Below are 13,808 nucleotides of genomic sequence, written 5' to 3' on the forward strand. Positions count from 1 at the left end.
AAGGTCCTTCGCTCCACTCAGGATGACAGATAAGTAGGAAGACTTTATAGCACCACCAGCTTCTTCGTGACCTTCTCCGTGGCGCTGGACACCTGCACCATATAGACGCCGCTGGATAGGGAGGCTTTTTCACCCAGATCCAGCGTGTTTTCGGAAGTAGTTTGCTGCCATACCTGCTGGCCGTTTGCGTTGGTAACACGCACCGTGAGGAGGGTAGTAGGGTCGGGGTTTTGCAGATGCAGCAGCAGCGGTGCGCCCGCCGCCCGCGGGTTAGGATACAACTCTACGCCCAGCGAGGTAGGCAAGGTAGCGGCTGGTTTGCCGGCATCAGCAACAGTAGCTGCGGCAGAGAGAGTAGCCGTTGTCACCTTCGTGATGCGCAGCCAGTTGAAATTCCAGCCGCCGGTTTGGGCAAATACGCCGAAGTTGTAGGTGCCCGCATTCACGTTCACGGTTTGCGAAACGGTGGTCCAGTTCTGCCAGCCGCCCGTGGCCGGAATACTCACGCTGCCGAGTTGGGTGGAACCCGCGTTCAGGTCCGACGACAGGGTAGCGCCGCTGGGGCTGGCCACGCGGTACTCAATCTTGTAGGAGCCGGAGGTAGGGAAGTTCACATTGTTGTACGCCATCCAATCACCCGCATCAATGTAGGCTACGTTCTGGCCGCCGCCTGTGTCGGTGGTGTTTTCCAGCTGCACGCCGTTCATGCTGCCGTAGCTCTCGGCCTGAATGGTGGTGGAGGTAGGCGCCGTTGTACCGCCGGTTTTCTGGTACACCCGCACGTAGTCGACATACATGGTGGCGGGCAGCTTGCTTTCATCCACGGTCTGGCCGGGCCAGTTGCCGGCCACGGCCAGATTCAGCAGCAGAAAAAACGGTCGGTGAAATTCCTCGGTGCTGCCCACATTGTTGAGGATGCTCATCTCATGGTACTTCACCCCATCCACAAACCAGCGGATGGCGCTGGCGTCCCACTCCACCGAGTACACATGGTAGCCCGAGAGGTCGAGGGTGGTATTGCCGCCATATTCGGCGTGGCCATTGCTGTCCCAGTGCGGCGTGCCGTAGATTTTGTTTTCGGAGTTGATGTGCTCCATGATGTCGATTTCACCGCAACGGGGCCAGCTTACCTGGTCGATGTTGCCGCCCAGCATCCAGAACGCCGGCCACAGGCCCTGCCCCAGCGGCACCTTGATGCGCGCCTCCATCTTGCCGTAGGTGAACTCCTTGATGCCCTTGGTAATCATGCGAGCCGAGGTGTAGGGCATGCCGCCCACCGTCTGCTTCTTAGCCGTGATTTGCAGGATGCCATTGGCCACTGTGGCATTGGCCGCTTGGTAGTACTGCTTCTCGTTGTTGCCCCAGCCGCCGCCGCCGGTTTCAAATTTCCAGCTAGAACTGATGCCGTTGGTAAACTCATCGGCCCACACCTGCTGGTAAGTTTGGGCTTGTACGGCCGTTGCGCCAGCCAGGCACAGAGCAGCGGCGAGAAGTTTGGTAAAGGTGGTTTTCATAGAAGTGAACGTGTGGTGGAAAGGAAAGAAAGAGCGAGGGTAGGAGCCAGCAGGCGTGGCGGAGATGGTGGGGCCGAAGCCCAGGCTGGCACTGGTACCAAGCAGGGTAGCGCAGCGCCGAAAGCAACCAAATATTTCAACTTTCCGGACAAAATACAATAGTTCACGCCGCACAGAACCAAGCTGAAGATGCGTTGAGTGAGCGATACACAACTACGGCTATACACTTGCCGCACACGTGGCGCGGGCCTGCATTTCTAGCTGCGGGGCCAAATACAACTCTGAAGGATTGTGGCAGATACTGGCTACTGAACAAGCCAAACAGGCGTCGAAAACCGGAATTTTTTTCGAAAAAATCCGCGATTTAGTAATCAGGAAAGTACCAAAAAGCACCTTGCCCTACCCCCGGGCGGTGGGTAGGGCAAGGTGAGAGCAGCCAACGCGTAGCTCACGGCTATGCGTTCATGGTGTAGATGCGCTCCATTAAGCGCCACTTCTCAGCGGCGGTGGCCGTGGCGGTGGTCTGCTGGCAGGCGGCTACCACAGCTTCCCACTCGGCCTGCTGGGGCTTGGTGGCCAGCTTCTGCATGGCCGCGTCGTGGTCGAAGTCGGGCACGGTGTCCATAATCATAAAGGCATGATTATCGAGTAGGTAAATTTCCATATGCAGGATGCCTACTTCCCGCATTCCTTGCGCAATTTCGGGCCAAACGCCCTCGGGAGAATGCAGCTGCCGATAGGTGGCCAGCAGGGCTTCATCGGGTTTGAGACTGAGGGTTTTGCAATACCGTTTGTAGGGGGTAGGGTGGGCTTTTTCGGGGTCTCCCATAGGGGTAGGGGTAGAAAGAGGTAAGCAGACAAAGAACGGAAAAGCAGACAATAGCGCTGTAGTCTGCGCGCACAGCGCTATTGTCGCATCAATTTCAGCTCAGTTGCTTTTTAAACAGCTCCAACGTGCGCTGCCAGGCCAGTTGTGCGGCAGCGGCGTTGTAGCGGGCCGGGGAGGTATCGTTGTTGAAAGCGTGGTTGACGCCCTCATACACGTAGAGCTGGTAGGGAATATTGGCAGCTTTCAGAGCGGCTTCGTAGGCCGGAATACCGGCATTCACCCGCTCGTCGAGGCCGCCGTAGTGCAGCAGTAGGCGGGCTTTGATGTTGGGCACATCTTCAGCCTTGGGCTGGGTGCCGTAGTAAGCCACGGCGGCATCCAGCTTGGGGTCGTGGGTAGCCAGCTTGTTGGCCATGGCCCCGCCCCAGCAAAAGCCCACGCAGCCGGTGCGGCCATTGCAGTCGGGGCGCTGGCGCAGATAGGTGAGAGCGGCCAAGTAGTTTTGCAACGTCTTCTCGGCATCGAGCTTGCCAATAAGGGTACGACCTTCATCCTCGTTGGCCGGCGTGCCGCCAAACTCCGACAAAGCATCCACCCCCAGCGCCAGGTAGCCGGCCTGGGCCACGCGCCGTGTCACATCCTGAATATGCGGCGTCAGCCCCCGGTTTTCGTGAATCACGACCACCGCGCCGCGCTTCTTCTTTTTCTTGGGCTGCACCAGGTAGCCCTTCATGGTAGTGCCGGTGGCGCCAGGCCAGGTTACGGTTTCCGTCAGCAGGTCGTCGGCGGTGGTGGCCACGGTAGCGGCCTGGGCGTAGCCGGGCTCCAGCGCCGCCAAGGCCGTAGCTGCTAGCGCCGTGCTGCCTACCAGCCTGGTGAGTCGCTCCAGAAACTCCTGTCGCGTAAGCGGAGCGTGTGTATACTCATCGAACAGATTGATAATGCGCTGATCCATAGACAAAAGGTGATAAGGGGAGGGTAGTAAGGCGCAAAAGGTAGGGATAAACCAGGATAGTGCTACCTGCCACTGATCTGCCTCAAAGCAGATAAGAGTCTAAGAGCCTAAGAGCCTATTGACACGCAGACCGCTATATTGCCCCGGCCCTAGCTACTGGCCCGCTTGCATTTGCTGTGCATTCGTGCTATCATCAGCAAAACGAGGCCACCGGCCACACGTATTTCTTGCTCTTACCTATCCCCATCCTATGAAAGTATTTCTTTTAGCGGCCGTGCTCACGGTGGCGCTACCTCCCGCGACTACCATGGCGCAAACCAAAACGGCGGCTGCCAACAGCCTCGCCAGCAACAGAGTGCAAACGGCAAATGGCCCGTTGGAGGGCACTACGGTAGCCAGCGGCATTCATGAGTTTAAAGGGGTGCCGTTTGCCGCGCCCCCCGTAGGTGAGCTGCGCTGGCGTGAGCCCCAGCCCGTGAAAAACTGGACCAACGTGCGCTCCGCCAAGCAATTCGGGCCGCGCGCCATGCAGCTGCCGCTGTTCGGCGACATGAACTTTCGCTCCGATGGTGTCAGCGAAGACTGCCTCTACCTGAACGTATGGACGCCCGCCAAAACGGGCCGGGAAAAGCTGCCGGTGCTGGTGTATTTCTACGGCGGCGGCTTCGTGGCCGGCGACGGCTCCGAGCCGCGCTACGATGGCGAGAGTATGGCTCGGCAAGGTATTGTGGCCGTCACGGTCAACTACCGGTTGGGCGTGTTTGGCTTTATGGCGCATCCGGAGCTGACTAAGGAATCGCCTCACCACGCCTCCGGCAACTACGGCTTTCTGGACCAAAGCGCGGCCCTACGCTGGGTGCAGCAAAACATTGCGGCCTTCGGCGGCGACCCCAAGCAGGTGACCATTGCCGGCGAGTCGGCCGGGTCGATGTCGGTGAGCGCGCAAATGGCTTCGCCAGTGTCGAAGACGTTGTTTGCGCGAGCCATTGGCGAAAGCGGTTCTATGCTGAACACCGGCTTCGGGCCGGTACCGCTGGCCGAGGGTGAGCAAACCGGCGTCGCCTTTGCCACCAGTTTAGGTGCTGGTTCGCTGGCCGCGTTGCGCGCGCTACCGGCGCAGCAGTTGCTGGAAGCTACCGGCAAGCCGGGAGTGGCCCGTTTCGCGCCTACCCTCGATGGCTATTTCTTCACCAAGATGCCCACCGCTACATTTGCCGCAGGCGAGCAAGCGCACGTGCCGCTGCTGGTAGGCTGGAACTCGCAAGAAATGGGCTACCAAGCATTGCTAGGCCAAGAGCAGCCCACAGCCGCTAACTACACCAAGACTTTGCAAAAGCTATACGGCGAGCGGGCTGCCGACGCACAAAAAGCCTACCCTGCCGCCACCGATGCCGAAGTAGAGCAAGCCGCCACCAACCTAGCCGGTGACCGGTTTATTGCCTATAGCACCTGGAAGTGGGCCGAAATGCAGCAAAAAACCGGCGGCCAGCCTGTATACCGCTACCTCTACGCCCGCCCTCGCCCCGCCATGACGCCCGAAATGGGCAACGCTACCGCTGGCCTGGCCGGGGGCGTAGTGAAGCAAGCCGCCGGCACCCCCAAAGCGCCCCCAGCCAAAGGTGCAGTGCACTCCGCCGAAATCGAGTACGCTTTGGGCAACCTGGGAACTAACAAGGTATACGCCTGGACCCCAGAAGACCACCAAGTGTCCAAGACCATACAAACGTACTTTGCCAATTTCATCAAAACCGGTAACCCCAACAGCACTGGACTGCCTACCTGGCCCCAGGCCAGCAGCGGGCAAGTATTGCACATTGATGTAAAAACTCAGGCTGAAGCAGACAAAACACGTCCGCGCTACCTGTTTATGGAGCAGCAGTTTGGTAAATAGGCGTGCTCCATGGTGTAAATAGGTAGGGATAATTCTCCACGCCGAAGTCCCTGGGAAGCATTGCGTAAGCTACTGATACATTGCGCAGTGCCTCCCAGGGACTTCATGTGTCGTCTAGGTGGAACCTACTACACTTCGTTGCTCTCAAGGGAATTTTTGAACAGTCTCAAAAAAGCAGAAAACAAAGTCAGCTGTACATCTGAATAATATGTTGTTTCGTATATAGTCCAGCTCAGCACTATATCGCGCACGATGGTCTTTCCAGATAGTTTAATTCCATCCAATGAGAAGGCTCGGCTGCAAGCATTGGCGCCTTTTCGGGTGCTACAGGCACTACCCGATGTCGTTTTCGATGCGCTTGTTGAATTGGTTGCTCTGCTATTCAACGCTCCCGTAGCCATGTTATCGTTTGTAGATGCTGATGTGGTATGGATGAAGGCGCTGTATGGGCTATCGGAACCCCGGCGGGTGCCTCGCGACCAGAGCCTATGCTCAGTCACCATTTTGCAGGATACAACTACCGTTGTGCAAAATCTGAACGAGGTAGTCTTACCCACGCCTATAGCCGACCTGCTTAACGAAATGCTGCAATTGCATTTTTACGTAGGGCATCCATTGCAAATGCCGGGGGGCTATAATATTGGCGTGTTAGGCATTGCTGGGCGAAACGCCAGGCTTTTCGGCGAAGCCCAGCAACAACGGTTAAGTAGTTTGGCCTCACTGGCTATGCAGTTGCTACAGCTACGGCTGGCTTTGCCTCAATGCAGAGAAAACCCTTCTCCTGTGTGGACTTTTTTCCATGACGAATTGGTGCAGTGCATCGCCCAATTAGAGCCAGATAGCCTCGATACGGCCAGTCGACTACAAGCCATCGATCAAATCATCGCGCTACTGCAACGGGACCTGGACCGCGCAAATGCTACCCTGCCGTAGCTTTCGTGTTTCCTATAAGGTAGGGACAGTCCTGATAATATCTACTCAGCCTCCCGGTTCACGGTATCGGGGTTGAAGGCGGGCACGCAGATAGACCAATACTCGCACTCTTCTGCAAACGGGTTGGAGTAGCGTACCCGGGCACCCGCCTTAATCAGAAGCGATTCTCCTGCGCCTAGCTCTAATACGTCGCCGTCTACTTCAAAGCGTTTGCGGCCCCGCACAATCAGCGTGATTTCGTCGAAGGCGGGCGTTTGGTGCGGCTCGCTCCATTGGGGCGGGGCCACCATGTGCGCCACGCTATACTGCGGCGTATGGGTTCTGGCTAAGCCAATATGCTCCTCTATGAGCTTGCCATCGGTGGTAGGCACCCGGAAGGGCGCCTGCTGGCGGAAATAGCGCTTTTCAGACATGGGTAGGGTGGGGGAAGTGGTTAATTGGCCGTGCCCGCGCAGGCACCGGGGGTGTAGCTGGTTACGCCGGCGTTGTCGGCGGCACAGCTGTTAGAGTAGGTTTTACCGTCGCAGCCGCACACGGGGTCGTAGTTCATAGGGCACATGGCATCTTTGCGGATTTTGGCTGGGTCGATGCAGGCAGTGGCCGAGGTAGGCGGGGGTGTACGATGGCAGGCGGCGCTGCTCAGCAGCAAGCACGCAAAAAGGAATTTGGAAAGCATAGGCAGAGAGGAAAGTATCGGGGCCGCAAAGAGCAGCTTCAGCAGAGAGTACGAAATAAGCAGGTAGCCGTTGGAATATCTGTGTATTCCTATTTTTTGTCTTCTCGTGAAAACCCCTGCCCGCGGCCTTCGTATAGAAAGGCAACTTGCCATCACGCTGAAGCGCAGCTTGATGTTATTGCTTCTGCGAGAGGGTGGCAGTCGTTCATTTGATTCTATACACAACTTTTCTCTCCTCACACAATGTCCTATCAAGAAGAAGACAACACGGGTAAAATTCTCCTCGCCGCTCTTGCTGGTGCTGCCGCTGGTATCGTAACCGGCCTGCTCATTGCACCCGATAAAGGCAAGGAAACCCGCGAAAATCTGAAAAGCGCTGCTACGAAATACAGCGGTCAGCTAGGCGACCAGTTGTCGAAATACGGCGAAGAGCTGGACTCGAAATTTAAAGGCTACGTTGAGAAACTGGAAGACCTGGGCATCGGTGAAGCTGGCAGCAGCCTGAACCTGAAAGGCAACTGGGACGAAGCCAAAGGCAAGCTGAAGCAGCAATATGCGCAGCTCACTGACGAAGACCTGGAGTATGCTGACGGCAAAGGCGACGAGCTGGTAGGCCGTTTGCAGCAGAAACTCGGCAAAGGCAAAAAAGAAATTACGAAGATGCTCAACGACCTGTAGGTCTGACCACTTTCTCGTAACAATAAAAAGACCTGACCCACTACGTCAGGTCTTTTTGTTACCTCAGGGTTAACCCTACCTGCCTGGGTTGCGTTATTCGCTGACAGACTGCCTGTTTCACCTTTTTCCCTATTCTCATGAAAGATAACAAAGACAACGCCGGTAAAATTATCCTCTCCCTGCTTGTTGGCGCTACTGCTGGTGCCGTAGCCGGTTTGCTGCTAGCTCCCGAAGCCGGAGGAGAAACCCGCGCTAACCTGAAAAAATCGGCCGCAAAGCTCGGCGATGATGTAAATAAACTGCTGCAGAAAGGCCAGGAAAGCATCGATCAGGCCAAAACCAGCGCTGCTGGTTTGGTAGAGCAGGGCAAAGCTGCCGCCAACGATGCGCTAGCTTCCCTCTCAGCAGAAGCGCAAGGACTAGCCGGTAAGGCTACCGACCTAGCAAACCAAGCCACTGAGCAAGCCAAGAAAGTAGCCGATGATGTAACCAACAAAGCGCAGTCGCTAGCTGGCACGGCCACAGAGAAAGCCCAAGACGTTGCCGATACCGTAAGCGACACAGCCCAAACCGCCGCCGATGCCGTAACGGGCAAAGCACAGGCCGCTGCTGCTGAAGAGAAAGAAGATGCAAAGGAAATTGCTGCTCACACCAAGAGTGTGGCCAACCATACTGGTAGCCCGCAGCCTACCCCGAAGGTAGACCCCATCAAGCACCAGGCCCGCGAAAACGCCAACGATACTTCGTCGCAGAGCTAAAAAAATACGGCACTGGCGTAACCCTACCCGTAATCAGCCGTTAAAGAAGATATAACCGGCTTGAATAGATAAACGGATAGTTGTTTGTCGTAAAATTGCCGACAGTAGGAGCTTCTTCCTGAAATGGTCAAACATTCAGGTCGTAAAATCAGACTCGTCCATCGCAAGCTTCTTCAAGCAAACCGTTTTGAATGGTTAGCCGATTATAATTCGAAAGGCCGCCCGCAATTACTGCGAGCGGCCTTTCCTTTTTTGTCTTCTGATGCAAAAACGCTTTTTCAGCACTAAGGCCCGTCATTCCGAGTTTTCCAAGGGATGACGGGCCTTAGTGCCATTAAGCAAGTTGTTCTACTCTGCTCAACGCGCAGAATATTATTCCGCTTCCGGGTGCGGCGCGTTTTCCGATTTGGTGTATTCCGGCTTCATCTGCGGGAAGAATAACACATCCTGAATAGATGTGGAGTTCGTCATAATCATGCTCAAGCGGTCGATGCCGATACCCAGGCCGGCCGTGGGCGGCATGCCGTACTCCAAGGCGCGCAGGAAATCCTCGTCGAGCACCATAGCTTCCGTATCACCGCGCTTGCCTAGCTCTAGCTGCTCCTCGAAACGGGCGCGCTGGTCGATGGGGTCGTTCAGCTCGGAGAAGGCGTTGCAGATTTCCTTGCCATTGCAAATCGCCTCGAAACGCTCTACCAAGCCCGGCTTGTCGCGGTGCTTTTTCGCAAGCGGCGACATCTCCACGGGGTAGTCGGTGATGAAGGTAGGCTGGATGAGCTTCGGCTCTACGTGCTCCCCGAAAATCTCGTCGATGATTTTGGCCTTACCCATGCTGGGATCCAGCCCTACCTTGAGGTCTTTGGCGGCGGCGCGTAGCTCGTCCTCGCTCTTGCCATCAATACTGAAGCCGGTATAGTGCGCAATGGCTTCGGCCATCGTAAAGCGTTTCCAGGGGCGCTGGAAGTTGATAAGGTTTTCGCCTACCTGCACTTCGGTTTTACCGTGCAGGGCCAGGGCCACGCGCTCTACCATTTCTTCCACCAGATCCATCATCCAGTAGTAGTCCTTGTACGCCACGTACAACTCCATCTGGGTGAACTCGGGGTTGTGGAAGCGCGACATGCCCTCGTTGCGGAAGTCCTTCGAGAATTCGTACACGCCATCGAAACCGCCCACAATCAGGCGCTTCAGATACAGCTCGTTGGCAATGCGCAGGTAGAGCGTCATGTCCAGTGTGTTGTGGTGCGTTTTGAAGGGTCGGGCGGCGGCACCACCGTATAAGGGCTGCAGGATGGGCGTTTCCACCTCCAGGTAGCCTTTGTCGTTGAGGTAGTTGCGCATGGCCTGCACCAACTGCGTGCGCTTCACGAAGGCGTCGCGCACGTGCGGGTTCACCACCAAATCCACGTAGCGCTGGCGGTAGCGCTGCTCGGGGTCGGTGAAGGCGTCGTAAATGGTTTCTTGGCCGGTAGCTTCGTCAACTACTCGGCGCACTACGGGTAGGGGGCGCAGGGCTTTGCTCAGCAGCTTGAAGTTCTTCACGTGGATAGACGTTTCGCCTACCATCGTTTTGAACACGTAGCCTTCTACCCCCACAAAGTCGCCTAAGTCGAGCAGCTTCTTGAACACGGTGTTGTACAGCTCCTTGTCCTCACCGGGACAGATTTCGTCGCGGTTCACGTAGAGCTGAATGCGGCCCGACGCGTCCTGCAACTCCGCAAACGAGGCCTTGCCCTTCACCCGAATCGACATCAGGCGGCCCGCCAGGCGCACGTCCTGAAAATTGTTCAGCTCGGGGTGGTAGTTGTCGTGAATTTCCTGGGCGTAGAAGTTCACGTCAAACAGCTCGGACGGATATGGTTCGATGCCGAGCTTTTGTAGTTCGTCCAGCTTCTGACGACGAATTAGCTCCTGTTCGCTAAGATGATGCATAGGGTAGGGGTGTGGCAGACGGCCGCAGCCGCAAAAGTCAAGCTGCAAAGGTAAACCATGGCGCAACAAAAAACGCTGGCCCAGCAGACCAGCGTTTACGTGTATATGGAGTAGGACTGTTAGAAGCAATTGGGTTAAGCAGCAATGCCCATCTGACCATCGGCCTCCTGGCCCAGTAGCTGGGGCTCTACCCGCGTGCGCAGGCGTTCCTGCACGAAGCCGTGCTGCAAGTGCTTGGGCAAGTCGGCTACAAGCTGCTGGTAGCGCTCCAAGCCCATGGCCTTGGCCACGTAGGTTTCGTGGATGCCATTGAGGTAGCTCACTACATTCAGCAGCGACTGATGGAACAGGCTGAAGTCGATGTCGGCTTCCACGTAGCGCTCAATCTCGCGGCTGGTCTGCGAAATCTGCAAGCGGCCCAACAGGTCGAAAACCGTGGTATAACCTAGGCGCCAGGTAATCTGCTGCCAATGGGCGGCCGTCCACTTGTCCAGCGGCTTACCGGTTTTCTGGCTGCGGATAGCTGTGTTGGGGTTGTTCTGCACTTGCTGGCGCGTCCACTGGGCTTTCATCTTGCGCGTGGTGCGCAAAAACTGACCAATCTGCGCCTGCGCTTCAATCTCTTTGCCGGCAATGTGCAGCCCAGCCTTGTAGCCCGCCAGGGGTAGGCGGTGTATGCTAAAGTCGCCGTAGCTGCCCGCGGCATAGAATGATACCGGTCGTGGGTAGGCGTTGCGTACCACCAGTCGCCCTACCTCCCGCCGGATAAGCGAAGGGTTATTGCCGCGCACGCCCGTGGTATACAGGAACGCCTGCAAGCCAGCTAAGATGGTGTGGTAAGCCTGCGGAAAGGTCCAATGCAAAGCGTTGCGCAAGTAGTCCTCGTCGCCCAGCTCGGCAGTGGCGCGCAGTGCGTACTCGGTGCTCCAGCACGTGTGCAGCAAGCGCGTAATGGCTTGTACATCCGTATCTGCCAACTCAGCCTCGTGGGCCCGGAAGAAAGGAAGGTGCTGCAACCCGCCCAGCGCGTCGTCGCCTTCCTGAATGTGGTAATTCAGAGCGAAAAAGTAGTTGAGGAAAACCTGGGCCGGAATGGATTTGCGCCACGTTTCCTCGGCTTGTTTCTGCTCGTCCGTTACGAGCGGAATGATAGGAGTTTCCATTGTCGTCGTCATGCTAAGTAAACAGGCAATAGCTATTATTTAGTTGCATATTTACTAAAAATATTCGTAATGAAATTAGTATTTTAAGTAATTGATTATCAATTGAGTAAATTTTAATATTCCTCTGAAGATCTTCGATAATTATAAGGTGTGTTTGCTAATGCTATTGGTTGTTGTCCGTTGAAACGAAAAAGCCCCGGTACCAAAACGGTACCGGGGCTTCTGATAAGGTAGGACGAAGCACTATGCCTCGTCCTGAATAACTGATACGGCTTCACGCAGGGTCATGTCCTTACGCAACGGCTTCACGAAGCGAACAGCGCGGTTTACCTTCACCGTGTCGCTACCCTGTGCCTGGATATCAGTAGCCAAGGCACTGATATTGATGGTAGCAGCAGCTTTCTGAGCAGCTTCAAACTTATCCGACTCAATCTTGGCTTTGTCTTGCTCAGCTTTGTACGTCGTCAGTTTCAGCGATACGCTGGTGTCGTTCTTGCGCTGTACCATACGCTGCACCATCTCGCTCATTAGCTTGAAGCGTGGGTCGGTGGCTATGCGCTTCTGACTAGCAGCAGCTAGCTTGGCCACAGCCGGAGCATCAGCCCAGGTTTTGTAACGGGCCGGAGCAATTTCGTCCCATTTCAGCGGATATTCAGCTTCTTTCTCGCCTTGGTCGAGGTAGCTGTATGGATCGGGCAATACAATGTCCGACATCACGCCTTTGAACTGAGTAGAGCCACCATTGATGCGGTAGAACTTCTGCGTAGTCAGCTTCAGCGAACCGAACGGCTTGATGTTGTTGAACTCAGCGGGTAGGGCATCGTCCAGATCGAAGATGCGCTGCACGGTGCCTTTGCCATACGTGCTGGTAGAGCCCATCACGATGCCACGCTTGTAGTCCTGGACAGCCGCAGCCAAAATCTCGGAAGCTGAAGCGCTAAACTTGTTTACCAGCACCACCAGCGGGCCGGTGTACTGCACACGGGGGTCACGATCATTGAGCACGGTAGCGGCGCCTTGGCGGCTACGTACCTGCACCACCGGACCACTGTCGATAAACAGACCAGCCATTTCCACGGCGTCCGTCAGCGAACCACCGCCATTGAAGCGCAGGTCGAGCACTAGTCCTTGGATATTTTCTTTCTGGAGTTTTTCCAACTCTTTCTTCACGTCGCCAGCCGAGCTGCGGCCACCGTTGTCGTTGAAGTCGGCATAGAAAGAAGGCAGCTTGATATAGCCATATTTCTTCCCGCCCTCATTGATAGTAGCCGACTGCGCAAAGGTGTCTTCCAGTACTACCACATCCCGAATGATAGGAATGATCTTGGTGCTACCATCGGCTTTCTTCACCGTGAGGCGTACTTCCGTACCCTTTTTGCCTTTGATCAGCACAATGGCTTTGTCCAGGCGCATGCCTTCTACCGACACCGGTACCTCAGCGCCTTGGGCTACCCGCGTAATGATGTCGCCGGCTTTCAGCTCACCCTGACGGTAGGAGGCACTACCCGGAATGATATCAGCTACCTTAATCTGGCCGTCTTTCTCCTGCAACGAAGCGCCGATGCCCTCAAAACGGCCTGTCATGGCTTGGTCAAAGTTGTCTTTGTCGCGAGGAGCGAAGTACTCAGTGTGTGGATCGTAGGTATTCGCTACCACATTGGCATACATCGCCAAACGGTCGTTGGCGTCGGTCTGCATCAGGTCGCGGAACTGGTCGTCATAGTACTTCAGCACGCGTTTGCGAGCTTCAGCCTCCATTTGCTCGGGGGTGCGGTTGGGTTCGTCGGTAACAAGGGTAGCACTCTTAACAGTAGAAGCAGTCAAGTTGCCTTTACTAGTACGCTTGGCCTGTTCGTCCATCATCTCCGACATCTGTACTAGGGCCCGGTATTTTAAGAACTTACGCCAGTCCTCACGCTGGGCCGCCTTGTCAGCCGGAAAAACCATCTTCTCCGGATCAGTCTCCATTTTTTCCTCCACGGTAAAGTCAAATGGCTTGGTCAGGATGTCGCGGTAGAGCGCCTGAATGTCCTTCACGCGCTGATCCATCAGCTGCGTGCTCATGTCCAGAAACTCGTGCGACCCACGCTTCACTTCGTCGTCAATGTCTGTTTGGAGCTTACTGAGTTGCGCTACATCAGACTTCAACAGAAACTTCTTGTTGACGTCGATGCGCTTGAGGTACAGATCGAATACGCGCTTCGAGAAGGCGTCATCAATCTTCTCTGGCTGATAATGAGCAATGTTCAGCCCGCTCAGCATCACTCTGATCAGTACATCGTCTTTCTGAGGCGCAGTGGCATCGTTGCGCTGGTACAGCTTGTAGGATGCCAACACGAAGATGGCCATCACCAACGAGGCATACAGGCCTATTTTAAGTCGTGGGGAAGACATGAAGAAAAAATAAAATGGAGGAAAACCAAATATAGGAAAAACACACTCTGTTTGCGTACGTGCGCACAGATTGCGCGGTTTGGTA

At 55.6% G+C, this 13,808-nt stretch carries 12 protein-coding genes; 4 read left to right on the forward strand and 8 right to left on the reverse strand.

The features are described 5' to 3' along the window. Positions 1-44: 44 nt before the first annotated feature. From KYK14_RS10870 to KYK14_RS10880, 3 genes are all read right to left on the reverse strand, one after another. On the reverse strand, positions 45-1,514 hold the full coding sequence (locus KYK14_RS10870) for a carbohydrate-binding protein (protein ID WP_219158855.1): 1,470 nt from the start codon (positions 1,512-1,514) through the stop codon (positions 45-47). Between the two features lie 454 nt (positions 1,515-1,968). Beyond that, positions 1,969-2,343, reverse strand: a complete 375-nt coding sequence (locus KYK14_RS10875; RefSeq protein ID WP_219158856.1) for an L-rhamnose mutarotase — start codon at positions 2,341-2,343, stop codon at positions 1,969-1,971. Between the two features lie 94 nt (positions 2,344-2,437). Beyond that, the gene (locus KYK14_RS10880) at positions 2,438-3,298 is read right to left on the reverse strand and encodes a dienelactone hydrolase family protein (protein ID WP_219158857.1); all 861 of its coding nucleotides are present in this window, start codon (positions 3,296-3,298) and stop codon (positions 2,438-2,440) included. Positions 3,299-3,548: 250 nt separating this feature from the next. Between KYK14_RS10880 and KYK14_RS10885 the strand changes: the two genes are divergently transcribed. Both KYK14_RS10885 and KYK14_RS10890 read left to right on the forward strand, forming a co-directional pair. After that, positions 3,549-5,189, forward strand: coding sequence for a carboxylesterase/lipase family protein (locus KYK14_RS10885; protein WP_219158858.1), 1,641 nt, complete (start codon positions 3,549-3,551; stop codon positions 5,187-5,189). A gap of 252 nt (positions 5,190-5,441) precedes the next feature. Then, positions 5,442-6,122, forward strand: coding sequence for a GAF domain-containing protein (locus KYK14_RS10890; RefSeq protein ID WP_219158859.1), 681 nt, complete (start codon positions 5,442-5,444; stop codon positions 6,120-6,122). 41 nt (positions 6,123-6,163) lie between these two features. Here KYK14_RS10890 and KYK14_RS10895 read toward each other — a convergent pair whose 3' ends face one another. Together KYK14_RS10895 and KYK14_RS10900 are read right to left on the reverse strand one after the other, a co-directional pair. After that, on the reverse strand, positions 6,164-6,535 hold the full coding sequence (locus KYK14_RS10895; RefSeq protein ID WP_219158860.1) for a cupin domain-containing protein: 372 nt from the start codon (positions 6,533-6,535) through the stop codon (positions 6,164-6,166). A gap of 20 nt (positions 6,536-6,555) precedes the next feature. Then, positions 6,556-6,798, reverse strand: coding sequence for a Kazal-type serine protease inhibitor domain-containing protein (locus KYK14_RS10900; RefSeq protein ID WP_185280960.1), 243 nt, complete (start codon positions 6,796-6,798; stop codon positions 6,556-6,558). Between the two features lie 243 nt (positions 6,799-7,041). Between KYK14_RS10900 and KYK14_RS22455 the strand changes: the two genes are divergently transcribed. Continuing rightward, the gene (locus KYK14_RS22455; RefSeq protein ID WP_185280959.1) at positions 7,042-7,476 is read left to right on the forward strand and encodes a YtxH domain-containing protein; all 435 of its coding nucleotides are present in this window, start codon (positions 7,042-7,044) and stop codon (positions 7,474-7,476) included. A gap of 137 nt (positions 7,477-7,613) precedes the next feature. Beyond that, a complete protein-coding gene (locus KYK14_RS10910; RefSeq protein WP_219158861.1) occupies positions 7,614-8,234 on the forward strand; it encodes a YtxH domain-containing protein in 621 nt (206 codons plus the stop codon). Positions 8,235-8,606: 372 nt separating this feature from the next. Here the strand turns inward: KYK14_RS10910 and lysS are convergent, their stop codons facing one another. The 3 genes from lysS to KYK14_RS10925 all read right to left on the reverse strand — a co-directional run bounded on the left by lysS (position 8,607) and on the right by KYK14_RS10925 (position 13,723). Next, positions 8,607-10,166 (reverse strand): lysine--tRNA ligase, encoded by a 1,560-nt coding sequence (lysS, locus tag KYK14_RS10915; protein WP_208308675.1) that lies wholly within the window; start codon positions 10,164-10,166, stop codon positions 8,607-8,609. Positions 10,167-10,300: 134 nt separating this feature from the next. Continuing rightward, on the reverse strand, positions 10,301-11,329 hold the full coding sequence (locus KYK14_RS10920; protein ID WP_208308674.1) for a hypothetical protein: 1,029 nt from the start codon (positions 11,327-11,329) through the stop codon (positions 10,301-10,303). 243 nt (positions 11,330-11,572) lie between these two features. Further along, entirely contained in the window at positions 11,573-13,723 is a 2,151-nt protein-coding gene (locus tag KYK14_RS10925) for a carboxy terminal-processing peptidase (protein WP_219158862.1), read from the reverse strand. Between the last annotated feature and the right edge of the window lie 85 nt (positions 13,724-13,808).

It is taken from the genome of Hymenobacter profundi, from assembly GCF_019334315.1.
Lineage (GTDB): Bacteria > Bacteroidota > Bacteroidia > Cytophagales > Hymenobacteraceae > Hymenobacter > Hymenobacter profundi.